The sequence below is a fragment of the Devosia naphthalenivorans genome (assembly GCF_003056355.1).
In the GTDB taxonomy this organism is placed as follows: domain Bacteria; phylum Pseudomonadota; class Alphaproteobacteria; order Rhizobiales; family Devosiaceae; genus Devosia; species Devosia naphthalenivorans.
The window spans coordinates 107383-132266 of sequence record NZ_PYVW01000013.1 but is presented as its reverse complement, the minus strand read 5'-3'; the positions used below and the strand labels follow the sequence as shown (position 1 = coordinate 132266).

The window sequence follows — 24884 nt, the reverse complement described above, 5'->3', positions numbered from 1 at the left end:
AAACCACCGGCGCAACGGAGAAGATATTTGGCACAGCAAACTGTGACGAAAGAAGATTTTGAATCGCTGTTGATGGACTCCTTCGTCGACAACGAGCCGCTAGAGGGTGCCGTCGTAAAGGGCACCGTGGTCGCGATCGAAAAGGATCTGGCGATCATCGACGTCGGTCTCAAGACCGAAGGGCGCATCGCGCTCAAGGAATTCGGCCAGGCTGGCCGTGACGGCACCATCAAGGTCGGCTCCATCGTCGAGGTCTATGTCGACCGCGTCGAGAACGCTGCCGGTGAAGCCGTTCTCAGCCGTGAGAAGGCCCGTCGTGAAGAGAGCTGGGTCAAGCTCGAAGTCATGTACAACAACAACGAGCGCGTTGAAGGCACCATCTTCAACCAGGTCAAGGGCGGCTTCACGGTCGACCTCGAAGGCGCCATCGCCTTCCTGCCGCGTTCGCAGGTCGACATCCGTCCGATCCGCGATATCGCGCCGCTGATGAACGTGCCGCAGCCGTTCCAGATCCTGAAGATGGACAAGCGTCGCGGCAACATCGTTGTCTCGCGTCGTGCCATTCTCGAAGAGTCGCGTGCCGAACAGCGTTCGGAAATCGTGCAGCAGCTCGAAGAGGGCCAGGTTGTCGACGGCGTGGTCAAGAACATCACCGATTACGGTGCGTTCGTTGATCTCGGCGGCATTGACGGCCTGCTCCACGTCACCGACATCGCATGGCGTCGCGTGAACCATCCGTCCGAAGTGCTCACGATCGGCGAGACCATCAAGGTCCAGATCGTTCGCATCAACCACGAATCGCACCGCATCAGCCTCGGCATGAAGCAGCTGCAGTCCGATCCATGGGACGGCATCGAAGCCAAGTACCCGATCCAGGCCAAGTTCACCGGCCGCGTGACCAACATCACCGATTACGGTGCATTCGTTGAGCTCGAGCCCGGCATTGAAGGCCTGATCCACGTCTCGGAAATGAGCTGGACCAAGAAGAACGTCCACCCCGGCAAGATCGTCTCGACCTCCCAGGAAGTCGAAGTCATCGTGCTCGAGGTCGATCCCGACAAGCGCCGCATTTCGCTTGGTCTCAAGCAGACCCTGCAGAATCCGTGGGAATCGTTTGCCGAGAAGTTCCCTGTGGGCTCCACCATCGAAGGCGAAGTCAAGAACAAGACCGAATTCGGCCTGTTCATCGGCCTCGAAGGCGATGTGGACGGCATGGTTCACCTGTCCGACCTCGACTGGCAGAAGTCCGGCGAAGTGGCCCTGGAAGACTACAACCGCGGTGACATGGTTTCGGCCAAGGTCCTCGACGTTGATGTCGAAAAGGAACGCATCTCGCTTGGCATCAAGCAGCTGGCAACCGGCGAAACCACCTCGTCTGCCGAAGCCGGCAGCGATCAGGGCGGCATCCGCAAGGGCGCCGTGGTCACCGGTACTGTCATCGAAGTCAACGATGGGGGCATCGAAGTCCGTATCGCCGACACCGAGATGACTGCGTTCATCCGCCGTGCCGACCTCAGCCGCGATCGCAACGATCAGCGTCCAGAGCGTTTCAGCAAGGGCGAAAAGGTCGACGCACGCGTCACCCAGTACGATCGCAAGACCAGCCGCATCCAGCTTTCCATCAAGGCGCTCGAAATCGCCGAGGAAAAGGAAGCCGTCGCCAATTACGGTTCGTCCGATTCGGGCGCATCGCTGGGCGACATCCTGGGCGCAGCGCTCAAGGGCCGCGACAGCAACTAAGCTGTTCGCCAGCTCTCAAACATCGGGTCCGCGCTTCACAGCGCGGGCCTTTTGCTTTCTAAGGAAGGCGCCTGCGCCGGTTGTCCGGTTGAAAAGGAAGCAGCCTGAGGGCGAATGATGAGGCTTGCGATGCACTGGCGCGCTCTGACCACGCTGGACCTGCCGGTGGTCGAAGCCATTGCCGCCAAGGTCCATCCCGATTTTCCCGAGGATGTCGCGGTCTTTGCCGAGCGGCAAAGGCTTTATCCGGACGGCACGCGGCTGCTGGAGCTCGATGGGGCGCCTGCAGGCTATCTGTTGAGCCACCCCTGGCGCCTGGGCACCGTGCCGGAGCTCAATGCCCTGCTGGGTGCCATTCCGCCCGATCCGGACACCTTCTATGTTCATGACCTGGCGCTGCTCAATCCGGCGCGGGGCACGGGCGCTGCGGCGATGATCGTGGGCGAAATCCTGCGCCATGCGCGGCTGCATGGCTTTAAGACCATCAGCCTCGTCGCCGTCAACGGTTCGCTCCCCTTCTGGCACAAGCACGGCTTTCGCGTTTTGGACGTGCCGGCGCTGCGCGAGAAGCTGCAAAGCTACGAGCATTCGGCGCGCTATATGAGCAAGCTTCTGTAGCGACGTGCTTGCCACAAGAGGTGGGCACCATTACCTCAGGGGCACGACCTGCCGCGTGAGATGAAGATGACCGAACAGCCAGCAATTTCCGATCCTCATGCTGCAATTGCCAGCGAACGCTATCGCCGCTCGCGCGGGCTGTGGCGGGTGCTGGCCTTTGTCGCACTGGGGATTGCGGTACTGGTCGGGCTTGGGCGGTTCGCCCTGCCGGAGCGGGGCCTGGGCGACCATATTGCCCGGCTGGTGATCGATGGCGCCATTTCCACCGACACCAAGCGGCTCGAAGCCATCAGGGAGCTGGCCGAGGACGACAGAGTCAAGGCGGTGATCGTCGCCATCAACTCGCCCGGTGGCAGCACGGCGGGCGGCGAAGAGCTTTATGAAGCGCTCAACCGGCTGCGCGAAGTCAAGCCGACCGTCGCCGTGATCAAGGAACTGGGTGCCTCGGCCGCCTATATGGCCGCCATCGGCACCGACCGCATCTTTGCCCGCCGCCTTTCCATCGTGGGCTCCATCGGCGTGCTCTATCAGCACGTCAATGCGGGAAAATTGCTCGACACCATCGGGCTGGATTTCGACAAGGTCGCTTCCGGTCCGCTCAAGGCCGAGCCCGACTTCAACGAACCGCTGGACGGCGCACCGCGCGCTTCCATCGCGGCGCTGGTCGATGACAGCTTCCAGTGGTTCGTCGATATCGTGGCGGAACGCCGCAACCTGGCGCGGCCGGAGGCCCTGGCGCTGGCCGATGGGCGCATTCTGAGCGGTCGCGTGGGTGTCCAAAGCGGTCTGATCGACGCCATCGGCGGGGAAACCGAGGCCATCGAATGGCTGGAAGCGGAGCGCGGCATCGCCGCCGATCTGGAGATCGACACCGCCTGGCCGGAGCCCGACACGGGCTTCAGCCTGCTCGGAACCATCCTTGGCGGGCAGGCGCGTGCCGCTTTGGGCCTGCCGGAAGGCCCCATCACGCTTGACGGCTTGGTTTCCCTTTGGCAGGTTGGGCCGCGCTCCTGATATTGGGAGCAGAAAGCCTGCCAACTGGAGCAAGCGATGATCAAGTCGGAACTCGTCGAGAAGCTCGCGGCGGAAAATCCGCATCTGTTCCAGCGTGATATCGAAAACATCGTCAACGCCATCCTCGATGAAATCGGGAACGCCATGGCGCGCGGCGATCGTGTCGAGTTGCGCGGCTTCGGTGCCTTTTCGGTCAAGAACCGTCCGGCCCGCATCGGGCGCAATCCGCGCACCGGCGAACAGGTGGACGTTGGCGAGAAATACGTGCCGCAGTTCAAGGCCGGCAAGGAAATCCGCGAGCGGCTCAACCGCTCGTAACGGGGCCACGGCCCCACAGGCAACCAATAACTATGATCAACAGAATCGTCGGTTGGGTTGTTCTGGTGCCCCTTTGCCTGGGGCTGATCGTGTTCGCCCTGGCGAACCGGCACTTCGTCGCCATCAACTTCAATCCCTTCGCCACGCTGGACGCCGCGCCCGCGCCGGGATACGGCGTGCCGATGTTCATCGTGCTCTATGTGGTGTTGCTGGTTGGCGTGCTGCTGGGTGGCATTGCCACCTGGTTTGCGCAAGGCCATCACCGCCGCAGCGAAAAGCACTGGCGGCGCGAGGCGCACCTGCTCAACACCGAGCTTGAAGGCATGCGCAAGACACAGAACGAACCCAAGGGCCCCCTGGCCGAAGTCGATGACTTGCTGGAGCTACGCTGAATAACATCATGGCCGATCCCCTTATCGTCAAGATTTGCGGCATCAAGACCCCAGCCATTCTGGACGCGGCAATCGAGGCCGGCGCCGACATGGTGGGCTTTGTGCACTTCACGCGTTCGCCGCGCCATGTTTCCATCGAGGACCTTGCTACCCTGATCGGGGAAGCGCGCGGGCGGGTGGAAACCTGCGTGCTGCTGGTCAATCCCGACAATTCCTGCGTGGCCGAAGTGGCAGCGCTCGGACCCGACTGGATCCAGCTGCATGGACCGGAATCGCCGCATCGCGTCGAGGCCATTCGCGCCGAAGCGGGCGTCGAGATCATCAAGGCCGTGCCGATCGGTTCGGCCGAGGATGTGAAAAATATCGCCAGCTTCGTTGATGTCGCCGATCGCATCCTGCTCGATGCCAAGCCGCCCAAGGGCGCCGACCGGCCCGGCGGGCTGGGCGAAACCTTTGACTGGGCCCTGCTTGAGGGGCTTGATCCTTCCATCCCCTTCCTGCTGTCGGGTGGTTTGACACCGCAGACGGTTGCCGAGGCGATCAGGACCGTACGGCCATTCGGGGTCGATGTGTCCTCTGGCGTCGAGTCGGCGCCGGGGGTAAAGGACAAGCGGCTGATCGAAGCGTTCATCCGGAACGCCCGGGCCGCGAGCTAAACGATCTTACCGAGACTTCATGGTGACCCTCGACACGCTCAGGATGTCGAACCACGAGGTCGGTGCGCACAGACCTCGTCCTTCGACAGGCTCAGGATGAGGCCTGTGGGAGAACGCCGAGCAAGTTAGGACTCCCCAATGGACGGCATCAATTCCCTGCGTAATGGCCCCAACGAGCAGGGCCGCTTTGGCCCCTATGGCGGGCGGTTCGTCGCCGAAACGCTGATGCCGCTGATCCTGGACCTGGAGGCCCATTACCGCGCCGCCAAGACCGACCCGGCCTTCAAGGCCGAACTGGACGACCTTTCGGTGCATTATGCCGGCCGCCCCAGCCCGCTCTATTTCGCCAAGCGCCTGACCGAACACCTTGGCGGCGCCAAGGTCTGGTTCAAGCGCGAAGAGCTCAACCATACCGGCAGCCACAAGATCAACAATTGCCTGGGGCAAATTCTCCTCGCCAAGCGCATGGGCAAGACCCGCGTGATCGCCGAGACCGGCGCAGGCCAGCATGGCGTAGCGACGGCAACCGTCTGCGCCAAGTTCGACCTGCCCTGCACCATTTTCATGGGCGCAACCGACGTCGAGCGGCAAATGCCCAACGTGCTGCGCATGAAGATGCTGGGCGCCGAAGTGCGCGCGGTAACGGCCGGCGCCGGCACGCTCAAGGACGCCATGAACGAGGCGCTGCGCGACTGGGTCACCAATGTCGACACCACCTACTATTTGATCGGCACGGCGGCCGGCCCGCATCCCTATCCCGAAATGGTGCGCGATTTTCAGTCGGTGATCGGCACCGAGCTTAAAGCGCAGTTCAAGGAAGCCGAGGGCAAGCTGCCAGACGCCGTTGTCGCCTGCGTGGGCGGCGGCTCCAACGCCATCGGCACCTTCCACGCCTTCCTCGATGACCCGGAAGTCAAGATTTATGGCGCCGAAGCCGGCGGGCACGGCATCGACACCGAAAACGGCCACGCGGCCTCCATGACCGGCGGCAAGCCCGGCGTGCTGCATGGCAACCGCACCTATTTGCTGCAGGATCGTGACGGGCAGATCCTTGAGGGTCACTCGATTTCGGCTGGGCTGGACTATCCCGGGGTTGGGCCCGAGCATTCGTTTTTGCACGACAGCAAGCGGGTGACCTATGCGCCCATCACCGACAATGAGGCGCTGGAGGCTTTCCAGCTCTGCACCAAGCTGGAGGGAATTATTCCGGCGCTGGAGTCGGCGCATGGACTGGCGCAGCTGATGAAGGTGGCGCCGACGATGGGCAAGGATCAGTCGATCGTGCTGTGTCTGTCAGGGCGCGGCGACAAGGATGTGGAAAGCGTTGGGCGGTATTTGGGGCTGTTGTAGGGGCAAGCACCGGCTTGCACCTCCCTCTCCACGGGGCGAGTGTTACAGGACGCTTGCCATTGGCACGAGGCAGTGAAAAACGCCGCGTTGCCCTCGGGTTTGACCCGAGGGCCGTTCAGGGAGCCCCAGCCGGAGCGGTGTGCCTGCGGAACCTGGCCCTCGGGTCTAGCCCGAGGGAAGCACGGTGAGCGGGGATAAATCTGATCCATGCGGCCAATGTGATCAGCTCCCGCGAGGAGAGCGGACGCCCGGATATTGGGGCTAACCGTCCCCCACCCTTGATCCCTCCCCGCAAGGGGGAGGGTGTCGACTGCGAGCTTGTGCCCCGGGTTCTATACGATCAGCGATTGCTGTGCGAAAATTCCGGCCATGGCTCCGGCATGGGTGGCGACGGCGAGGCTGCTCATGGGATTGGCCAGATCGCCGGCGGCGTAGACGCCCGGCAGGCTGGTCTGGAAGCGCTCGTTGACCTCGACGATTTCGCCGACGGGTGACGCAGCCATGGTGACGCCCAGCGTCTCGTGCAGATCGCTCGAGGGGGTGCTGCGCGGATGGGCGAAGAGCGTGTGAAGTTCGATGGCGCTGCCATCTTCCAGCACCACGGACGAGAGCTTGCCCCCATCGTGCCGGATGGCGCTCACCTTGCCATCGACGAGCTGCACGCCCCGGGCTTGCAGCGATTGGCGATCGTCGTCTGGCAGTTCGTGGCCATCGGTAAACAGCGTGATCTTGTCGGTCCAGTGATTGTAGAGAGGCGGCATGTGGAGCGACATGGGAGAATGATAAAGCAGGCCCCAATGCTCGCCCGCGATCTCATAGCCGTGGCAATAGGGGCATGGCACGACGGTGTTGCCCCAGCATTCCGCAAAGCCGGGCATATCGGGGAAATGATCGGTGCGGCCATAGCTTAGCAGCAGCCGGCGGGCGGAAAGCACTTCGCCGCTATCGAGTGCCACGGTGAAATCGTCGATCGCCCCGCTGGCGCGCACGGCGTGGCCATGGACAAACCTGACGCTGGGGTACTGGGCCAATTGCGCATGGGCCAGTTCGAGGATTTCGGCGGGCGGGCGATTGTCATGGCCGAGCAGGCCATGGGAATGGGCGGCGAAGCGATTGCGCGGCAGGCCGGTGTCGAGCACGATGGCCTTGCGACGCGTACGGCCGAGCTGTAGCGCTGCGGCGAGGCCGGCAAAGCTGCCGCCGATGACGATGACATCATCCATGCTGATGGTCTCCAGTGGGGGGATAAAGCGGGTGCGGCATGGCTTGGCGGGCAATGTCGTCAAGCGAGATACTTTGCAGGCGGGCGGCGAGCAGGGCCTCCGCATCGGCGATGAAATCACCCATGACCGCATTGACCGAGCGGACGATGCCGCATTGCTCGTCGCCCGGATCGCTTTCGGTGCGGATCAGAAGGTTCTCGCCCATTGCGGCATAAACCGCATAAAGGCTGATCTCCGCCGCCGGCAGCAGCAGCCGCCAGCCGCCATCATGCCCCTTGGCCGACGCCACCAGCCCCGCCTCGCGAAGTTCACCGAGCACCCGCCGCACCACGACCGGATTGGTCATCAGGCATCGCGCGAGCGTGGTCGAAGTCATGGCCTGGTTTGGCTGCTTGTGCAGGTGAACCAGGGCATGCAGGGCAAGGGAAAGGCGGCTGGAGCGTTTCATGTAACTATAAATGTTGCATTAGATGGGATGTGTCAAGACCGGCGATGTGGCCGCCGCTTTCCTGCCCAGCCAGACTGTTATGTTGGATCAACCGACAGCGAGATTATCCATTGCTTTGGGTAGCTTGATCTGTCATCGGGCGAAGGCGTGGCTATGTGACAGCCACGTCACAGATACGCCAGAAGCAGTGGTAGGATGGTCTTGTCGCGTTTCCTCGTCCAAAGTCTTGCGTGGCTCGCGCTGTTTGCCGGCTTCAGCCTGGTTGTGTTCGGGCCGGAACTGGCGCACGACGCCATTCTTGTGTTGATGGCGATCTCCCTGCTGCACCTGATCTGGGTTCCGCAACGGCGTCGCATCTGGAGGCAGCCCGCGGTATGGATGCCGCTGGTCGCGGGTGTCCTGCTGCTGATAGCGTTCGCAATGACGGCGAAGTCGGCAGTGCACGTCGCGGCCGTTCTGGTGTTCATCCACCTTTTCATGGTTGGCCCGCTCGCTGGGCTGCTTGGGCGCCTGGGTGAGCAGCTTACGCTGGAGCGCATTGCGGTCTTTGCGATGATTGGCTCGGTTGGCGGCGTCATCGTGGCCTTGGCGGATGTTTTCGTTCTGGGCTCGGCTCGCGCTGGGCTGGTCAACAACCCCATTCATCTTGCCGACACTGCCCTGATGGTCGGCTTCGTGACGCCGCTTGGGTTTTGGGGCAAGAGTCGGATGCGGTGGATGTTCCTGGTCGGACCATTGCTCGCCCTCGCAACGGTTGTGCTCACCGGTTCGCGCGGACCGCTGCTTGCTGCCGTTGCGATGTTTGCTGTGATGGCGATAGCCGTTGCCGCTTCCAGCTATTCGCGCCAGATGGTGTTGCGCATAATCGGCAGTGTCATTGGAGCACTGGTGCTCGTGGCGGTTGCGGCTGGTGTCTATGCGGCTCAATCGCCCTGGCTATTCGAAGGTGCGGCGATCGACGCATCGACCGGCCAGCGGCTCATCATGTATGAGGCTGCCGTGCGGGCATTCTTCGCCTCGCCTTTGGCCGGTCATGGCTTGCTGGAGTATTTCGAAGCCGCGCGGGCACAGATGCCGGCCGCTGTCGATTTTCCCGAATATGCACATTTGCACAATGACATCGCCGATTTCGCGGTTGCCGGCGGCGTTCTGGGTTTGGCCGCCTATGGGCTGTTCCTGTTCGCACCCCTTGTGGGTGCGGCACGGAGCAGGGGTGCGCTGCGCATTCCTCTGCTGTATCTGGGTACTGTCACCACGACGGGGTATTTCGCTATGGGCATGACCAATGCCGTGATCGGCTTGCGCTGGCTCGATATCGTTCTGGCCATGGTCCTCTCGATCATCGTCGTCTTGAGCATCCGCGATGAGGAGAATTCCGCTTGACCCGCCAGCCTATCCACATCGCCCTGACCTTTGACGATAATTTCTGGGCGCCGGCCTATGCCACCATGCGCTCGGTTTGCCTGTTTACCCGCAGGCGGAGCGATCTGGTGTTTCACCTGTGCCATCGTACGCTGACGGCGGAGCATCGGGCGGATCTGGAGGCAATCACGGCCGAGTTTCCGGTGGAGTTGCGCTGGTATGACCTTGATGCCTCGGACCTGTTCCAGGGCGTGGCGCGGCGCATGCCGGAGAACAAGCGGCTGAGCAATATCGTCTATGCCCGGCTGATGATCGACCGGCTGGTGGGGCCGGACGTCGTCAGGGTGCTTTATCTCGATTGCGACATGCTGGTGCGCGACAATATCGAAAAGCTGTTCGATATCGACATGGAGAGGAAGCCGATTGCCGCCGTGCGCGACAGCATTGGGGCTTTCATCACGGCGCGGCGTGACCTCAAGGGCAATCGCGATATCTTCGATATCGCCGACCCGTATTTCAACGCCGGCATGGTGCTGATCGACGTGGCGCAGTGGCGCGCGTCCGATATCATCGGCCGCATGGAACAGGCGCTCAAAGACGGCATCATGCAGCGCATCTATTATGACCAGGATTTTCTGAACCTGGTGTTTGCCAATAACTGGCTGGTGCTGCCCTGGCGCTGGAACACCATCGATGCGCGCCATGCCCATGAGGGACTCGATCCCGCAATTCTGCACTATACCGGCGAGGCAAAGCCGTGGGGCGTGCTGTCGGGCATGCTGCAAAGCGTGGCTTTCGCCCGGCTCTACCGGCACGTGATGACCAATGAGTTGTTTTACCGCTTCGCCCGGCACCGCTGGAAGCGCTGGTGGCTCAAGAAGCTGCGGCTGGCGCGCTAGGCAGGGCAATTCCTTCGCGCTGGCAAAGGGTGTGAAGGGCACTGCCCACGGGCGGCAACGGCATGCCGGCACGACCGCGGCGGGTCAACTGGCTGCGCCAGATGTGAACTGCGAGGGTTGCGGGCCCGATCGCTGCGTCGATGCTGCTGCCAGGCTGCATCAGCTCGGGAATGCCCTCATAGGGAATGGGGTAGAACACCGGCGCGGGGAGCACTTGCGGCAAAAGTCCGCGCTGCTTGACGTAATGCGTCAGGGCAAAGGGGCCGGTGGCGCCGAACTGCATGTGCTCGGGTGCGACGGGGTCGCCGAATACGCGGCGTATGGCGACTTCGAGACGGCGGCCCAGCGGCAGGTGCGGTTCCAGCAGCGGGCGGCCACGGCGCTCGAAGACACCCAATAGATCATCGAGCAGCGGCGCGCCGGGGGGAATGCGTAGCACGGCATTGTTGACCGAAATGGCGGTTTCGAAGCCCATCACATAGTGCGGCAGGTCCGCGAAGGGGCGAAGGCAATAGACGTCGAGGTCCGAATAAAGCCCCTTGCCCTGCTGGAGCAGGCAGAGCCGGAAGCGGTCCGAGAATACGCCGGGCGTGCCCTGGCCCTTGTAGAACACCAGCTGGTCGCGGGGCAGGATTTGGGCGGCATCGCGGATGATGGCGCCTTCCGGCAGGCCCTCCAGGGGCTCATAGGCATAGATTTCCACCCGGTGCCCGTGGCGGATGAACGAGCGCACGGACAGGGCTTCGAGCCAGCTGATCGGCCCATGCCAGAAGCTGACAATGGTGGGCAGGCTCACCGCTTGCGATCCGTGCCGAAGACATCGGCGAAAGTGTCGAGCATCAACTGGTCCTTGACGTGGAGCTTGGGATCGAAGGCGATGTTTTCAGTGCGGTCCCAGTACCATGAGCGGGAAACGCCAATGAAATGATAGCCATAAAACTCCGCCGACGAACCGGAGAGATTGAGCCAGCCTTTGACGAAGTGCGTCCAGGGCTGGGCTCGCCAGCTGGCGAAGAAAGAACGGCCCGGCGCCAGAGCCCATTTCTTGCCTCGGTCACGGGCGGCGATTCCCTTCTTGCGAATAAAGAAATGCCAATGGCGCGGCGGGCCTGTTTCGGTGCGGGCATTGAGCACCCAGACGCGATTGAAGCGCAGCAGCCCGAACGGGGTGCGCTCCACCGCCTTGAACACCGACTTGCGGAACGGCGACATCACGAACTCGTCGATGTCGACGTTCAGGATGGAACGGGCCTGCATGGCATATTTGCGGAAGAACTGGGTGAACTTGGGCGGCTGGGCGAACATGCCCCAATTGCCGCCGAACCGGTGGCCCTCGAATAAATCGTCCATCGACCCGAACTTGTAGGGCCATGGAATGACGAGAAACTTCGCCAGCCCCTCCACCTGCGCCAGCGTCTGCCGCAGGTCATCGAGGTTGTAGCTGGTCGATCCATTGTCATAGACCACGGCGGCAGTTGCGCCATGCTCGCGCACATAGAATCGCGCCCAGTCGGCGATCCAGGCGAGGTCGTTGTCCTTGTTGATGGTGAAGATCACCCGGTCGCGACGGAAATGCCGGCTCTGGTTGGGCTGGATGGGGAGGCGGAACTGCTGCTCGCCGAAGGGGAAACTGAGCTCCGTATCCCCCCTGGGCAGCGTCACGCGCAGGATTTCGGCCTGCACCCCATGGTGGATGCGCGGCTTGACGGACTTGCCTGAGGGGTGACCAGTGATGACAAGACCATCGAGCAGCGGCTCCAGGTTCAGCGCCATGGGGCCGATCAGGTAGACGTGCCGCCCGCTGTGGTCGCGGAACACGTCATAAAACACCGCGCTATCGTCGAATCGCTCGCAAAACGAGGCCGGCCGTTCCAGTTCCGGCCCCAGCGGAATGCGCCGCAGCGCCAATGCCGGATCGAGCAAGGCAGGGGTGCTGGCGGCGATCCCTGGATCAGCCTGTGCGATGTCAAATGCCATGCGCGTCCATAGCGCGGCGCAGGCGCCAAGGGTAGAGGGCTCAGTGTATTCAGCTATTGGCCTTGAGCCATTCCGGGTCGGGCGCGATGGGCGTGATGATGTCGATCAGGATTCCATTGGGATCGGCCGCAATGAAATGACGCTGGCCGAACACCTCGTCCTTGAGCGGCTGGACGATGGGGACACCGGCGGCCGCAAGCCGCGCCTGTTCGCTTGCGGCATCCTCGACATAAAACGACAGCACCACATTGCGGCTGGGCCCGCGCCCGGCCGCCGGGATGGTCTCGTGATGCTGGGTGATCAGGGCCAGCTCGAACGGCGCCTCCGCGACAGCCCGCAACTGGACATACCAATCGCTGGAAAAGATGCGCGAGAAACCAAAATGCTGCTCGTAGAATTGGGCGGCCGATTCAACGTCGGGAACCTGGATCAGGGGATAAAAGCTCTGTGTGTGCATGGGAAACACCTTGCGATGGACCGAGTTGAAGATACATACTGCCTGTATGTAGAGCGGTAACATACAGGCAGTATGTATGCAAACAGAAAAGCGACGCACCCAGGCAGACCGGCGCGCCGAAACGCGGGCGCAGCTTATAGCGGCAGCGCGAGCGCTGTTTGCCGAACGTGGGTTCGCGGACACCGGAACGCCCGAAATCGCCGCCGCAGCCGGGCTTACACGCGGCGCGCTCTATCACCACTTTGCCGACAAGACCGCGCTGTTCGCGGCGGTCGTCGAACAGGAACATGCCGCTGTCGCTGCAGGGATCGAGGCCGCGGGCGGAGCCATGCCCAGCGATCCCGTTGCCGCGCTGCTGGCTGGCAGCGAGGCATTCTTTGCGGCCATGCGCGATGCAGGGCGTCGGCGCATCCTGCTCATTGACGCTCCTGCCGTGCTGGGCCGCACCACGCTCGATGAAATCGATGCTCGCCACGGGCTGGAAACGCTGGTCTGCGGCTTGCGAGATGCCATGGATGCCGGGGTCATCCGCCGATTGCCGGTGTTGCCGCTGGCACAACTTTTCGGCGCCCTGTTTGACCGGGCCGCACTGGCCGAACCCGATCAGCAACCCGAATTCCAAACCGCTGTTGCCGCCATGCTGGACGGCTTGCGCACCTAGCTCTGGCTGGTGTGCCATGCCTCCAGACGTTTCAAACGGCTGGTCAGCTCCTGTACCGCCGCGATCAGTGGCGCGATGAAGGCATCATAGCGCAGGCCCTGCGCGCTATTGGGGTCCGAGGGGTCGGCCAGCACATGCCCGGCAAAGTCGCGGCCGGCCAGCGCCGTGGCGACGGCCTGCGCCAGCAGGCCATGGTGAGTGCGGCTGCCATCGCGATAGCGATATTGCACCGGGCGGAGCGCCAGGATGAAGCCGAGGCCGAGATCACTCGGCGCGATGTCGGTTTTCTCGCGCGCGTCGGAGGTCTGGATCGTGCCGGTGGCGGACCAGATGGACGACCAGCGCGCGTCGGCAGCGCCAAGGGAGATCGTGTTGTCCGTGGCCGGCCGCAATCCGGTGGCGACGCGCGTGCCGATGGTGGCATCGATCGTCAGCGCGTCCGTCCAACTGGCTCCGTCGGGACTGATCTTGATGCGCCATTGATTGTCGCCCATCAGGCCCATTTCGGCGTGACCTGAATAGCCGGTCTGGAACAGCAGGCTCCCCGTGTCGCCGGCGGCGGCCTTGTTGAGCTTGAGCTGATGGCCGGCGCCGTCATGGGTCAGCAGCGTCGCAGGGCCGGCGATCGCAAGCCGGTTGGTGCTGTCGGCTGTGGTGTTCACGCCGAACGAGGGAAGGCCTGCGCCAAGCGACGCCAGCGGCAGCCAGTTGCTGCCATCGAACACCAGCAGGGTCCTGTCGGAGCGATCGAACGCCTGCCAGCCGGAAGCTGGCTCGAGAAAATGCCACGCGCCGGACTGGAAGCTGGCGATCTCATTGGTGTGCCCGGCCCAGCTTCCCGATGCTCCTGCCGGCACGAGATAGGCTTCGCCGGCAAGCGGCGTTGCTGGTGGCGTGGTGATGGCGCGGCTCTCGATGACCGGTTGCACGAGGGCGTCGAGCGCCTGGATGGCTTCGTTGTGCGTGATGTGCTTCTGCGCCTGTGAGGGCATGATGAAAGGCAGCGACAGGCGAGGGGTGTGATCCATGGGTGATCTCCTTTGGGGGAGAACACTAGGGCCCGGGTGAAGGAGGGGGATAAGCGGGTTAAGTCTGTCACGGGTGGCCTGGCCCATGAATGGAACTCGCCGCTCTATCGTCCCCTCCCCCTCAAGAAGCGAGGGGAGAAAGCGCTGGCCGACGCGTGGTCACGATGAACGTCACCACGAACGTCGCGCTCATCAGCAGGACTATGGTGGGTGCCGGGGCAGAATCGATGAAGAAGCTGAGATAGATGCCCAGAAGCGAACTCAGCACCGAGACGGCGGTGGCGATGACCATCATCGGGCCGAAGCGCTTGGAGATTAGGTAGGCTATGGCGCCGGGGGCGACCAGCAGCGCGATGACCAGCACGATGCCGACGGCGGTCAGCGCTGCGACTATGGTGAGCGATAGCAGAGTGAGCAGGCCGTAATGCAGCCAGCGCACCGGCAGGCCGATGGCGCCCGCCTGTTGCGGATCGAAGGTGAAGAGCAGCAGATCGCGCCATTTGGCGAGGACGATGGCGGTCACCACGAGCGCGATGATGCCGGTCTGCAGCAGATCGTCCGCGCCGACGCCGAGAATGTCGCCGAACAGGATATGATCGAGATGCACATCGGTCTGGATGGAGGTGTAGAGCACGATACCCAGGCCAAACAGCCCGGCAAAGACCACGCCCATCACGGTATCTTCCTTGATGCGGCTGTTTTCCTTGAGGAACCCCACCGACAGCGCACATCCCATCCCGGCAGCGAATGCCCCGATGCCCAGCGGCAAGCCCGCGATATAAGCCAGCACCACGCCGGGCAGGACGGCATGGGAAATGGCGTCGCCCATCAGCGACCAGCCCTTGAGCACGAGGAAGCACGACAGCAAAGCCGTAGGGATCGCCACCATGACGGCGATCAGCATGGCGTTGGTCATGAACGGGAACTGGAACGGCCAGAGGGCGTAAGTGAAGAACTCGCTCATGCGGCGAACTCCCGCGCGGCGCGGCGGCGGGCCGCGAGGATGCCGTGCTTGGGAGCGAAAACGAAGGCCAGCAGGAAAATGATGGTCTGCAGCACGACGATAACGCCACCGGTCGCGCCATCGAGAAAGAAGCTGACATAAGCGCCGACCAGCGAGGACAATGTGCCAACGGCAATTGCGATGAGGATCAGGCGCGGGAAGCGGTCGGTCAAAAGATACGCCGTGGCGCCGGGGGTCACCACCATGGCGATGACGAGGAAGGCGCCCACGGTCTGCATGGCGGCGACGGTACAGGCCGCCAGCAGCGTGAAGAAGATCACCCGCAGCAGCGGCGGATTGAGCCCGATGGAGCGCGCGTGGGATTCATCGAAGAAGGTGACTATCAGATCCTTCCAGATCACCAGCATGACGGCGAGCGTCACGACCGAGATGATGACCAGCTGGATCGTGTCTTCCGGCGTGACCGCCAGGATATTGCCCATGACGATGGTCTGAATGTTCACCGAAGTGGGCGAAAGCGAAATCATGAACAGGCCCAGGCCAAAGAACGCCGTGAAGATCAGCCCGATCACCGCATCTTCCTTGAGCTTGGTGCGCTGGGTGAGGAACAGCATGGCCACGGCCGCCAGCCCGCCGGAAAAGAAGGCGCCGACCGAAAACGGCAGGCCCAGCATATAGGCGCCGGCAACGCCGGGCACGATGGAGTGGCTGAGCGCATCCCCGATCAGCGACCAGCCCTTGAGCATGAGGTAGGCGGATAGGAAGGCGCAGACGCCGCCGACCAGGGCCGAAACCCACATGGCGTTGATCATGTAATTGTAGCTGAACGGCAGAGCCAGGGTTTCGATCATTTTTCGACCGGGTCCGACTGCTTGGTGCTCATCTTGCCTTTTTCGCCATACATGACGAGCGGGCGTTCATCATCGGTCAGCACCGTGAGGTGCCGCGGATCGTCGTCATCATGCAGGCCCGCGCCGGCCAGCACGAAATGGCGCAGTGCGCCGCCAAAGGTTTCCTCCAGCCGCTCACGGGTGAAGATCTCGCTGGTGGGGCCGGAGGCCAGCACCGTGCCCTTGACCAGCACGGTGCGGTCGCAGAACTCGGGGACCGAGCCCAGATTATGGGTGGAAACGAGCATCACCTTGCCCTCGTCGCGCAGGGTGCGCAGCAGGGCAACGATGGAATCCTCGGTCTTGACGTCGACGCCGGTAAACGGCTCATCGAGCAGGATCACTTCGCTTTGCTGCGCGAGAGCCCGAGCGAGGAACACGCGCTTTTTCTGGCCCCCCGAGAGTTCGCCGATCTGGCGGTGGCGGAACGGGACGAGGTCCACCCGCTCCAGGGCGGAGGTGACCATCTGGTGGTCAATCGGTTTGGGCCGGCGCAGCAGGCCCATATGGCCATAGCGCCCCATCATCACCACGTCTTCCACCAAAACGGGGAAATTCCAGTCCACGTCTTCCGACTGTGGCACATAGGCGACGAGGTTGCGCTTGAGCGCTTGGCGGCCCGGCACGCCCAGGATATCGACCGATCCACCCGCCAGCGGCACAAAACCCATGATGGCCTTGAACAGGGTGGATTTGCCCGAACCATTGACGCCCACCAGCGCAGTAATCGAGCCGCGCGGGATGGTGAAGCTGGCGTGCTTTATGGCTGTGGTGCCATTGCGATAGGCCACGGTGATGTCGCTGACAGCTAGGCCCGGCGCGGTGGCGTCGTTCATTCGGTCAACCCCTCGACAATGGTGGTAGCGGTGACCGAAAGCAGGTCGAGATAGGTCGGCACGGGACCGTCCGCTTCGGACAGAGAATCCACGTAAAGCACGCCGCCATATTTGATGCCGGTTTCGCGCGCCACCTGCTCGGCGGGCTTGGGAGAAATGGTGGACTCCGAAAAGATCGCGGGCACATCGTTTTCCCGCACGGAGTCTATCACCAGCCGCACCTGCTGGGGCGTGCCCTGCTGGTCGGCGTTGATGGGCCAGAGGTAAAGCTCCTTGAGGCCAAAGTCGCGCGCCAGATAGCTGAAGGCGCCTTCGGATGTTGCCAGCCAGCGGCGCTCCTCGGGGATCGCCTCGATGGCAACGCGAATGGGTGCGACGGCCGCCGTGATCTGCTCGGAATAGGCCTTGGCATTGGCATTGTAGGTGACTTCGTTGGCCGGGTCGGCGGCGACGAACGCCTTGCGGATGTTCTCGACATAGATCAACGCATCGGTCGGCGACATCCAGGCATGGGGATTGGGCCTGCCTTCATAAGGACCCTCGCCAATGCCGATCGGCTCGATGCCTTCGGTCAGCACTGCGGCCGGCACATCGCCGAGATTGCCCAGGAACTGCTCGAACCATTGTTCCAGGTTCAGCCCGTTCCACAGCACAAGATCAGCGCCCTGCGCCGCGATCAGATCGCCAGGGGTGGGCTGGTAATTATGAATTTCGGCGCCCGGCTTGGTGACCGAAACGACATCGGCCGCATCGCCCGCAACATTGCGCGCCATATCGGCCAGAATGGTGAAGCTGGTAACCGCTTTGAGACGCTCCTGGGCGGCACTGGGCAGGCTCGTTGCGAGGAGGATGGAAACGGCAAGGGCGGTCAACAGACGACGTTGCATCAAACACTCCGACAACAGTGCTTGAAGGCTATTGCAAATCATTCGCAATAGCAAGTGTGCGCCGATCAATGCTCGGGGTCGACGAAATCGAGATGTGAGTTGATGGATAGGATTGCCCTTTCCATTCATACGGTCGAGCTCATCGAGCGCAGGTTCAACTTCCGATATCGCTCCGCCACCCATTTTATCGAGGTGTTCCGGACCTACTATGGTCCGGTGCACCAGGCTTTCGTCCACCTCGACGAGGCTGTCGTACCGATCTGGACCGAGACATGATCGTGCTGATGGAAAGCTCCAATGCGGCGACCAACGCACACTGCTGACCCTCGACCTATGCCGAAGTGATCGTGACAAAAGCCTGATCGACCAGGGCCGGCGGTGCACCGACCGGCCCAGTCCGCAACTTTGTCTCCTGTGAGCTCCAGAAGGCATCAACTCCTTAAAAAGAAGCCCGCGAGTCTTGCGGGCTTCTAACAGGGCTGGAGGGAAAGTCCGCGTCTCACTATAGGTCTCCGTCAACTAATTCCTGTGGCGACTAAGTTCCATACAATGACTTGGGTCATTGCACAGTTGAAGACGTTTCACTTTCATCTTCACCATCTTCATCGCCGTTACTCATTGAGTCCACACTGGAACAGAAACTATCCAAACGATCATCGGCGATAGCAACTCCAGAGACGGTAGTTGTCAGGCACGTCTCCGCGACACCCGGAGTGGTCAGAGCAGCCGCGAAGATTAAAATATATAAAATATACCTCATAGTTATTCTCGATTTTAGCACCATTGCTAAAATTAATATTGCATAAAACAGCACAAAATGCAAATCAAAAATAGGTATAGCCGTCCGAATTAAAGTATATGACCGGACATAGAGTGGTTCGATACTGAGTACAGAGGTAATTGATACCTGATATATATATACGTTCGGTGATCGCAATCATAAAATACCGCACGCTCTACGCCATCATTATTCGCTTCGCACTATTTGGTTCGTGGCGCCTTTTCTGTGTCAAACTGAAAGCTTCACGACGGCGCCCGAACCTTAGTGATTTCAGCGAAAGCAAGGACAGGTCAGAGCCAGGACACTGCCCAACTGAGTTGTCCGGCGGTTTAGGGAGGACAATCGGATCGTTCATCGGGAGGGTGAACAACGGAGGGGAGTTTGCACATCACCCCAAATCAGGCATCGGTCGAACGACCGATGACGGCATCTACTTGCGATCTTGCAGTGGGTTTTGGTGCCCTGCAACCAGCTTGATCAAATCAGCCTGGCGCTTGCTTCCGGTCTTTTCAAACAGGTGTTCCAGATGCGTTTGTACGGTGCGGCGAGTAACACCTAGTCTCGTCGCGATCTGTTCCAATCCGCCCTGGTCGACGATCTCTGCCAGTACGCGTGCCTCTGCTGGGGTGAAGCTGTAGAGCTTTGTGGCTGCCGAAATCGCGGATGCAACATCAATGCTCGTTTTCCGCAGGAAGAGAGCGGCAACGGCGGCCGTGTTCAGACCAACCTGCCGCCGTGCGCCAGATGTCAGGGGAAGAAAATACGCCGAATATGGTTCGCCGCTTTTGCCCAGAATGGAAAGAGAGAGCCGTTCAGAGTTGCCTTCGAACGATCCATTGAGAGCGGACGCGAGCGCCTGCCGAAGCGCATTTTGGGAATGCTGGTCAACTGGCACCAAGTGCTTCCCGATAAGGCAAAGCGGATCGTCGGCGGCGAGAATTTCACGACCACTCTGATTTGAATGGACCAAGCCACCTGCGGCATCCAGGAAGAATACGCTGGTGGACAGCGCATCCATAGCCTCAACAAATGCGCCGGCGCGAAGATCGTGCTGATCAAGCAGTTTGCTGATCAGCAAGGCGCGACGGAAGTGCGGGAGAATGAGGCTCATGCGCCAGAAACAGCTTTTGTTCGCCAGACCTTGTTCCTCCCGACGAATGCAGGTGAGAGCGGCCGCTCCCGAGGCGGACTTGTCGAGCGTAGCGCCAATGAAATCCACGAAACCTTGCGGCTTCCCCCATTCGCGGTAATAGGCCGATGCCAGGACTTCAGGCCACGATGTCAAGCGTGAACCAACAATCACGTCGCCGATTTTGGAGCGAAAAACCCAGCGGTTGAGCGGGTCCAGGTGAAAATAATGGCTCTGATAACTTTCCCAATAGCCTGGACCATAGCCCCAGTTCACACTGAGGCCAAAGGTGCCAAGCAGGTCAGAACTAAGCACTGCTCCAGCAGAGCAGTTCATAAACTGACAAGCCTGCTGCAGCGCATCTATCCATTGTGCTCGCTCGATGGAGGCATCGTAGACTGTTTCAAGGAGGGCCGAGAGTTCTTCAGCATCGGCGCTGGACAGCGGCATCGGAGCCTCTGCCTCGCTCACACCAGAGCGCGGGGTGCCTCTACCTAAAGCTTTCGTCGCCACGGTCCTGACGAGCATAGGCGTTCCCTTCGGTGAGCATTCTCCGAGTATGTACGGACTTGAACAAAGCCCCTGCGCTTCGCGCCGGGCGCTGCATTATTTGCTGGTCCGTAATTCCCGGCGCAGATGATCCACAGCATCTGGAACCGCGTAACGAGACGGAGTAGCCGCAGCGGCCGGAGCTTCGCAGTCGCTTGAAGCACTACACTCTGCCACTCCGTCTCCCGGCGCAATGACAGCGTTTGATGGTATGTCACCCAAGAGGCCTGCTGTTTACCCAGAGGTAGGTTATGAAGCATCAAGACGGAGGTTTTGGCCTCCGGTGGGGGTATTAAGAACCGCAGGGGTCCAGCGAAGGTTCCGGTCGCCGAAATTCATAACCTATGATCGACAAGCGTCGAACAATCCAACGGCAACCGCTCGATCAGCGGCCGTTGCATGTGCGGTCATTTCCGTAAGGCATGGGTTTGAGACGGTGGTGAGATTGTCGCACCAAAGTGTCGACGGCCACTCGGCGTTCGCGCGTCGTCGTTGAACGGGACCGAACATATCGTGTGACATAGGCCGTGCTTATTCGTGCACCTCGGCCATTCATCTCACCGCAGTCCGTGCAGAATCCTCCCTGTGCACCCACTGCCGATCCGTCTACTGCGCCCTCGGTAGACGTGAAGGCGGAGGACGGTACCGAAGCGTCCTCCGCCGCGTTCGTTTTCCACCAAGGCTGGCCCGAGCTGCGGTTCGGGTATTTTCGTTCAAGAACAGCATGCTCTCGTCGAGCCAGGACGAGCGCGTCCCACTGGTGCGGGAAGCGCACAAGTCCGCAGCTTGTTCGGTTTGACACTGTTCTCGGTGACGCACGTCCAGCCAAAATGTCGGCAGCGGTCGTGGCAATAAGCCATGCCGCTGTTCCCCCGGAGAACTTTTGGCCGCAAATCACGGAGCCTGATTTGAACACCGCACTGTCACGGCGCACTTGGCTTCACCCTTGCCCTTGGTTCAGCGCAACCCATCGCTGGGCATTGATGGCGGCTCTGGCCCAGAACTGTTTGGGGCGGAGCACGTTTCGTACACCACCCCCGACCAACTAGTCGCCCATCGCGACGCCCTCGCGCCGCTTGTCAGCAGCACCGATCAAGCCATTCTCGGTGATCTGAATCACATGCAGGCCGGAATTGAGGTTGGCAACAGTTACTTCGTGGCCCAGTGCGATGAGGCCATCCGACATTTCCTGGGCACCCTCACCCTCTTCCACGCGCGTGCCGCCGTTGAGATTGGTCACATGCGGCAGGTCGATGGCGTCCTGGGGATCCATATCCCAGTCGAGCATGGCGATGATCGAGAGCGCGGTATAGTCGATGATATTGGCGCCGCCCGGGCTTCCGGTGAGCAGAACCGGGGCTCCGTCATCAAGCACGAAGGTGGGCGCCATAGACGAGCGCGGGCGCTTGCCGGGCTCTACCCGGTTAGCCACCGGCGCGCCCTCGGCTTCGGGCGTGAAGGAGAAGTCGGTCAGCTCATTGTTGAGCAGGAAGCCACGTGTCATCACCCGGTTGCCAAAGCCGCTCTCAATGGTCGTCGTGGCCGAGATCATGTCGCCCGCGCTGTCGACGATGACGAAGTGTGAAGTGCCATGCTTGGGCCGATCGGTGTCTGGGGAGAGCCGCATGGCTTCGTCCCAAGGCGGCGTGCCCGCTTCGGCAACACCCATATCCGCATCGGGGTTGATCAGCTTGGAACGTTCCAGCAGATAGCCCTCGTCAAGCAAGCCTTGAGGCATGTCCACGAAATCGCTGTCAGCCATGTAAAGTCCGCGATCGGCAAAGGCCAGGCGGGAGGCCTGCGTGAACAGGTGGCGCGCTTCAACGCCGTCCCCCATCTCCCCCAGGTCGAACGGTTCGAGCAGATTGAGAATTTGTCCCACTGTGAGGGCACCTGAACTGGGTGGCCCCATGCCGCAGACCTCAAAACCACGGTAGTCCGTGCAGACCGGGTCGCGCATTGCCACCTCATAGGCGGCGAAATCCTCCATGGTCAGCATCCCCGGATTGATGTTGGTCTGAAGCGCCGCGACAATATCCTGGGCAATTTCACCGGTGTAGAAGGGGGCAGATCCTTCCTTGGCAAAGAGGCGGAGGGTTTCGGCATAGTCGGGATTCTTGAGCAGGGTGCCCTGGCCAATCGGCTCGCCATTGGGCAGAAAGTACTCGGCGGCTTCGACAAACCTGTCGAGCCCCTCGGTGTCGGCGACAGCGTCAGCCATGCGCTGGGAAACTTCGAACCCCTCTTCGGCCGCCTCGATGGCTGGCTGCAGCAGGGTAGCCCAGTCGGTGGTGCCATGGTCGGCATGAAGTTTCTCGAGCAGCTTGGGCGTACCCGGAACACCCGCCGAGCGCCCGCCGATCACCGCCTCAATGAAGTCCACCGGCTCCCCGTTCTCGTCGAGAAAATAGGCGCCGTCGGCCGCCATTGGGGCTTTCTCCCGCGCGTCGTATGTGGTGAGTTCGCCACTCTCCTTGTCGAAGTAGAGAAGGAAAGCGCCACCGCCCAGACCGGAGCTTTGTGGCTCAACCAGACCCAGCATCACCTGAACCGCGACCGCAGCATCCGCTGCGCTGCCGCCAGCGGCGAGCACGTCATAGCCAGCTTGCGTCGCCAGGGGATGGGCTGAAGTCACCATGAACTTTTGAGCCGTGACTGACTGTTTCTCATTGATCGCAGTAGTGTCTTCGGGCTGGTGCGGCGGGCTCTGGGCCAATGCCGCTGTCGGCAACGCGACGCATACCGCCAGTGCCGCCATCATAGAGTTGAGCAATCTCATGGTTCCCTCCATTGATCGGTTCCATGCTCGCCGGAATAGCTGGCCAAGTAAAGCCGCGGTCTTGGGACGAGGTTTCCCATTGCCGGAACTGCACGAGGCGGCAATTTGCTGGTGCACCCGCCCTGATGGGACGATCGCTTTCGTCCCGGCTCGTCGATCTTGACCGATGAGGGCGCAACCCGCTCAGGCGTCGGTGCATGCGGACGGGACGGCTCGGCCAAGGCCCCATGACAGGCGCCCTTGTACGATCGTCAGCGTCATCCTGCCATTCGAGTAGGTTGTTCCTTCCGGTCCCATGGAAGGCAGATGGACCTCGGCCGCGTCGTTGACGGATACAGAGGCGCTGTCACCCAGGAGACGAACCGCCAGGCGTGTGCCGTCCTCGCATATGTAGTTGCTGATGGGGTAGGGATTACCCACGCCGATCGACGCGCCGGATGCGGCATGGGTGACGCCCGTAGCGAGGGTGTTCTTGTAGATATGGCCGTCCTTCATGATGACGACGAAATTGTCTGGATCGGCAACGAGGTCGATGTTTTCAAGCGGGTTGCCATCAACAAGCAACAGGTCGGCGAAGGCGCCTTTCTCGATGATGCCGATAGCGCCGGGATAGGGATTGCGCCGCCCGGTGAGCTGGAGCAGTTCGCCATTGGTGGCCGTTGCCATCTTGAGGATTTCCGCCGGGGTGAACCAGCGCTGCAGCAGCGTGAGCATGAGCCCTTGGGTCTGCGCCATCTGCGACGAGAACAGAATGTCGGTGCCAAAGGCGGTCTTGATCCCGTATTTCTTGGTGAAGCCGTAGAGACTGTCGGTTCCGGTGATGACCTCGCGCAACCGCTCAAGATTGGCCTCGGGCAGCGAGACGGCCTGCCCGAAGCTCTCATCGAACGGCTGCGTGCTGAGCCAAATGCCCTTGTCGGCCATCATCTGCGCGGTTTCGTCGTCTATTAGATGGCCGTGCTCGATCACCTTCACTCCAGCCTCTATGGAGCGCTGCATGGCGGCCGGCGTATAGGCGTGAACGGCGACGTATGTACCCCAGTTCTCGGCCGCTTCGACGGCTGCGCGAAGTTCCTCGAAGGTGAAGGTAGACACGTCGAGCGGACTATGCGGGGAGGCAACGCCGCCGCCTGCGGTAAGCTTGATATGCACGGCGCCGAGCATCAATTGCTCCCGTGCCCGCATCCGCACCTCATCGGGACTATCGGCAATCATCGCCATGCCCAACTCTTCCACGCGGGTCAAATCGCCGACCTCGCGCGGCAGTTCGTGCAACGAGCGGAAGTCGCCATGGCCACTCGTGACGCTGATAATGGCCCCTGAAGGATAGATACGCGGGCCAATGACGAGGCCCTCATCGATTGCGCGCTTCAGCGAGAAAGCCGCGCCCCCCATGTCGCGCACGGTGGTGAAACCGCGCAGCAGCGCAGCCTCGGCCTCGTTGACAGCGATGATGGTGCTGTAGCCCAAATCGTTGTTGAGGCCCTCCTCTGGCGTGGTGCCAACCATTGTCGTGTGCCAGTGAGCATCGATCAGCCCCGGCATCAGCGTGCGGCCGGCTCCATCGATGACTTCTGCACCATCGGCCTCGATAGGCTCGAGCGAGATCGTGTCGATCACATTGCCACGCACCAGCACATTGCTGGCGGGTGACAGCGTATCGCCAAGGCCGTCGAATATGTGGACGTCCTTGTATAAGGTCAGCTCTTCGTCCTGTGCGATGGCAGGAAATGTCACCGCGGTGCAAGCCAGCATGAGAACGAAGGTTCGGGTGAAGCGGAGCGGCGAGGCAGTAGGATGAACAGCTCTTGCGACCAGCTCGTGAGGACCAAACGGCATTGCACAGGCCTCCAAATGGTGAAAATTTCAGGTCTTGGCTGAAATTATGCCACCGCCCAGCCGGGGAGCCATGTGCCTCACGTCCCA

Annotated in this window: 24 protein-coding genes; 11 read left to right on the top strand and 13 right to left on the bottom strand. The window is 61.5% G+C overall.

Annotated elements, in window-relative coordinates; genetic code table 11:
- Positions 1-27: 27 nt before the first annotated feature.
- The 7 genes from rpsA (at position 28) to trpB (ending at position 6088) form a co-directional block, all read left to right on the top strand.
- A complete protein-coding gene (rpsA, locus tag C8264_RS15830; RefSeq protein ID WP_108461941.1) occupies positions 28-1740 on the top strand; it encodes a 30S ribosomal protein S1 in 1713 nt (570 codons plus the stop codon).
- Between the two features lie 129 nt (positions 1741-1869).
- A complete protein-coding gene (locus C8264_RS15825) occupies positions 1870-2358 on the top strand; it encodes a GNAT family N-acetyltransferase (protein ID WP_108461962.1) in 489 nt (162 codons plus the stop codon).
- 66 nt (positions 2359-2424) lie between these two features.
- Positions 2425-3372, top strand: coding sequence for a signal peptide peptidase SppA (gene sppA / locus C8264_RS15820; protein ID WP_108461940.1), 948 nt, complete (start codon positions 2425-2427; stop codon positions 3370-3372).
- Positions 3373-3408: 36 nt separating this feature from the next.
- Positions 3409-3690: an integration host factor subunit beta gene (locus tag C8264_RS15815; protein WP_108461939.1), complete on the top strand. Its 282-nt coding sequence runs from the start codon at positions 3409-3411 to the stop codon at positions 3688-3690.
- A 32-nt stretch (positions 3691-3722) separates the two neighbouring features.
- Complete coding sequence (locus C8264_RS15810; protein ID WP_108461938.1) at positions 3723-4082, top strand: DUF1049 domain-containing protein; 360 nt, start codon at positions 3723-3725, stop codon at positions 4080-4082.
- A gap of 8 nt (positions 4083-4090) precedes the next feature.
- Positions 4091-4738, top strand: a complete 648-nt coding sequence (locus C8264_RS15805) for a phosphoribosylanthranilate isomerase (RefSeq protein ID WP_108461937.1) — start codon at positions 4091-4093, stop codon at positions 4736-4738.
- 138 nt (positions 4739-4876) lie between these two features.
- Positions 4877-6088, top strand: a complete 1212-nt coding sequence (gene trpB / locus C8264_RS15800) for a tryptophan synthase subunit beta (RefSeq protein ID WP_108461936.1) — start codon at positions 4877-4879, stop codon at positions 6086-6088.
- 332 nt (positions 6089-6420) lie between these two features.
- On the opposite strand, the gene C8264_RS15795 is transcribed toward trpB, so the two are convergent.
- Positions 6421-7311 (bottom strand): NAD(P)/FAD-dependent oxidoreductase, encoded by an 891-nt coding sequence (locus C8264_RS15795; RefSeq protein WP_108461935.1) that lies wholly within the window; start codon positions 7309-7311, stop codon positions 6421-6423.
- Positions 7304-7759 (bottom strand): RrF2 family transcriptional regulator, encoded by a 456-nt coding sequence (locus C8264_RS15790; RefSeq protein ID WP_108461934.1) that lies wholly within the window; start codon positions 7757-7759, stop codon positions 7304-7306. Before C8264_RS15790 ends, C8264_RS15795 begins: the two co-directional genes overlap by 8 nt.
- Before the next feature lie 195 nt (positions 7760-7954).
- Between C8264_RS15790 and C8264_RS15785 the strand changes: the two genes are divergently transcribed.
- On the top strand, positions 7955-9142 hold the full coding sequence (locus C8264_RS15785; protein WP_108461933.1) for an O-antigen ligase family protein: 1188 nt from the start codon (positions 7955-7957) through the stop codon (positions 9140-9142).
- Entirely contained in the window at positions 9139-10020 is an 882-nt protein-coding gene (locus tag C8264_RS15780; RefSeq protein WP_108461932.1) for a glycosyltransferase family 8 protein, read from the top strand. Before C8264_RS15785 ends, C8264_RS15780 begins: the two co-directional genes overlap by 4 nt.
- Here the strand turns inward: C8264_RS15780 and C8264_RS15775 are convergent.
- Genes C8264_RS15775 through C8264_RS15765 form a run of 3 tightly spaced genes read right to left on the bottom strand, consistent with a single transcriptional unit; the run spans position 9995 to position 12454 of the window.
- Complete coding sequence (locus C8264_RS15775) at positions 9995-10816, bottom strand: hypothetical protein (protein ID WP_108461931.1); 822 nt, start codon at positions 10814-10816, stop codon at positions 9995-9997. The two genes, C8264_RS15780 and C8264_RS15775, sit on opposite strands and share 26 nt — an antisense overlap.
- Positions 10813-11997, bottom strand: coding sequence for a hypothetical protein (locus tag C8264_RS15770; protein WP_108461930.1), 1185 nt, complete (start codon positions 11995-11997; stop codon positions 10813-10815). Before C8264_RS15770 ends, C8264_RS15775 begins: the two co-directional genes overlap by 4 nt.
- A 49-nt stretch (positions 11998-12046) precedes the next feature.
- A complete protein-coding gene (locus C8264_RS15765; protein ID WP_108461929.1) occupies positions 12047-12454 on the bottom strand; it encodes a VOC family protein in 408 nt (135 codons plus the stop codon).
- A 76-nt stretch (positions 12455-12530) separates the two neighbouring features.
- On the opposite strand from C8264_RS15765, the gene C8264_RS15760 reads away from it, so the two are divergent.
- Positions 12531-13115 carry a TetR/AcrR family transcriptional regulator gene (locus C8264_RS15760; protein WP_108461928.1) on the top strand — a complete coding sequence of 195 codons (585 nt, stop codon included), beginning with the start codon at positions 12531-12533 and terminating at the stop codon, positions 13113-13115.
- On the opposite strand, the gene C8264_RS15755 is transcribed toward C8264_RS15760, so the two are convergent.
- From C8264_RS15755 to C8264_RS15735, 5 genes are all read right to left on the bottom strand, one after another.
- Positions 13112-14143, bottom strand: coding sequence for a DUF2793 domain-containing protein (locus C8264_RS15755; RefSeq protein ID WP_162783691.1), 1032 nt, complete (start codon positions 14141-14143; stop codon positions 13112-13114). The two genes, C8264_RS15760 and C8264_RS15755, sit on opposite strands and share 4 nt — an antisense overlap.
- Before the next feature lie 121 nt (positions 14144-14264).
- On the bottom strand, positions 14265-15107 hold the full coding sequence (locus C8264_RS15750) for a metal ABC transporter permease (RefSeq protein ID WP_108461926.1): 843 nt from the start codon (positions 15105-15107) through the stop codon (positions 14265-14267).
- Positions 15104-15958, bottom strand: a complete 855-nt coding sequence (locus tag C8264_RS15745) for a metal ABC transporter permease (protein ID WP_108461925.1) — start codon at positions 15956-15958, stop codon at positions 15104-15106. The genes C8264_RS15750 and C8264_RS15745 overlap by 4 nt, the downstream gene beginning before the upstream one ends.
- Positions 15955-16833 (bottom strand): manganese/iron ABC transporter ATP-binding protein, encoded by an 879-nt coding sequence (locus tag C8264_RS15740; protein WP_108461924.1) that lies wholly within the window; start codon positions 16831-16833, stop codon positions 15955-15957. The genes C8264_RS15745 and C8264_RS15740 overlap by 4 nt, the downstream gene beginning before the upstream one ends.
- Positions 16830-17720 carry a metal ABC transporter substrate-binding protein gene (locus C8264_RS15735; protein WP_108461923.1) on the bottom strand — a complete coding sequence of 297 codons (891 nt, stop codon included), beginning with the start codon at positions 17718-17720 and terminating at the stop codon, positions 16830-16832. Before C8264_RS15735 ends, C8264_RS15740 begins: the two co-directional genes overlap by 4 nt.
- A 102-nt stretch (positions 17721-17822) precedes the next feature.
- On the opposite strand from C8264_RS15735, the gene C8264_RS22225 reads away from it, so the two are divergent.
- Entirely contained in the window at positions 17823-17996 is a 174-nt protein-coding gene (locus C8264_RS22225; protein ID WP_162783682.1) for a hypothetical protein, read from the top strand.
- 935 nt (positions 17997-18931) lie between these two features.
- Here C8264_RS22225 and C8264_RS15730 read toward each other — a convergent pair.
- From C8264_RS15730 to C8264_RS15720, 3 genes are all read right to left on the bottom strand, one after another.
- Positions 18932-20080 (bottom strand): helix-turn-helix transcriptional regulator, encoded by a 1149-nt coding sequence (locus C8264_RS15730; protein WP_162783689.1) that lies wholly within the window; start codon positions 20078-20080, stop codon positions 18932-18934.
- Between the two features lie 1144 nt (positions 20081-21224).
- Positions 21225-22958 (bottom strand): gamma-glutamyltransferase, encoded by a 1734-nt coding sequence (gene ggt / locus C8264_RS15725; RefSeq protein WP_108461961.1) that lies wholly within the window; start codon positions 22956-22958, stop codon positions 21225-21227.
- Between the two features lie 183 nt (positions 22959-23141).
- A complete protein-coding gene (locus C8264_RS15720; protein WP_108461921.1) occupies positions 23142-24797 on the bottom strand; it encodes a metal-dependent hydrolase family protein in 1656 nt (551 codons plus the stop codon).
- Positions 24798-24884: the final 87 nt, after the last annotated feature.

Bases quoted from the DNA above. Each gene is read 5' to 3' on its own strand.
- C8264_RS15745 (WP_108461925.1), bottom strand. From the start codon at position 15,958: ATGATCGAAACCCTGGCTCTGCCGTTCAGCTACAATTACATGATCAAC.
- C8264_RS15785 (WP_108461933.1), top strand. From the start codon at position 7,955: ATGGTCTTGTCGCGTTTCCTCGTCCAAAGTCTTGCGTGGCTCGCGCTG.
- C8264_RS15730 (WP_162783689.1), bottom strand. From the start codon at position 20,080: ATGCCGCTGTCCAGCGCCGATGCTGAAGAACTCTCGGCCCTCCTTGAA.
- C8264_RS15765 (WP_108461929.1), bottom strand. From the start codon at position 12,454: ATGCACACACAGAGCTTTTATCCCCTGATCCAGGTTCCCGACGTTGAA.
- C8264_RS15825 (WP_108461962.1), top strand. From the start codon at position 1,870: ATGCACTGGCGCGCTCTGACCACGCTGGACCTGCCGGTGGTCGAAGCC.
- C8264_RS15755 (WP_162783691.1), bottom strand. From the start codon at position 14,143: ATGGATCACACCCCTCGCCTGTCGCTGCCTTTCATCATGCCCTCACAG.
- C8264_RS15740 (WP_108461924.1), bottom strand. From the start codon at position 16,833: ATGAACGACGCCACCGCGCCGGGCCTAGCTGTCAGCGACATCACCGTG.
- ggt (WP_108461961.1), bottom strand. From the start codon at position 22,958: ATGAGATTGCTCAACTCTATGATGGCGGCACTGGCGGTATGCGTCGCG.
- C8264_RS15720 (WP_108461921.1), bottom strand. From the start codon at position 24,797: ATGCCGTTTGGTCCTCACGAGCTGGTCGCAAGAGCTGTTCATCCTACT.
- C8264_RS22225 (WP_162783682.1), top strand. From the start codon at position 17,823: ATGGATAGGATTGCCCTTTCCATTCATACGGTCGAGCTCATCGAGCGC.
- C8264_RS15735 (WP_108461923.1), bottom strand. From the start codon at position 17,720: ATGCAACGTCGTCTGTTGACCGCCCTTGCCGTTTCCATCCTCCTCGCA.
- C8264_RS15810 (WP_108461938.1), top strand. From the start codon at position 3,723: ATGATCAACAGAATCGTCGGTTGGGTTGTTCTGGTGCCCCTTTGCCTG.
- C8264_RS15750 (WP_108461926.1), bottom strand. From the start codon at position 15,107: ATGAGCGAGTTCTTCACTTACGCCCTCTGGCCGTTCCAGTTCCCGTTC.
- C8264_RS15805 (WP_108461937.1), top strand. From the start codon at position 4,091: ATGGCCGATCCCCTTATCGTCAAGATTTGCGGCATCAAGACCCCAGCC.
- C8264_RS15760 (WP_108461928.1), top strand. From the start codon at position 12,531: ATGCAAACAGAAAAGCGACGCACCCAGGCAGACCGGCGCGCCGAAACG.
- trpB (WP_108461936.1), top strand. From the start codon at position 4,877: ATGGACGGCATCAATTCCCTGCGTAATGGCCCCAACGAGCAGGGCCGC.
- C8264_RS15795 (WP_108461935.1), bottom strand. From the start codon at position 7,311: ATGGATGATGTCATCGTCATCGGCGGCAGCTTTGCCGGCCTCGCCGCA.
- C8264_RS15790 (WP_108461934.1), bottom strand. From the start codon at position 7,759: ATGAAACGCTCCAGCCGCCTTTCCCTTGCCCTGCATGCCCTGGTTCAC.
- sppA (WP_108461940.1), top strand. From the start codon at position 2,425: ATGACCGAACAGCCAGCAATTTCCGATCCTCATGCTGCAATTGCCAGC.
- C8264_RS15770 (WP_108461930.1), bottom strand. From the start codon at position 11,997: ATGGCATTTGACATCGCACAGGCTGATCCAGGGATCGCCGCCAGCACC.
- C8264_RS15815 (WP_108461939.1), top strand. From the start codon at position 3,409: ATGATCAAGTCGGAACTCGTCGAGAAGCTCGCGGCGGAAAATCCGCAT.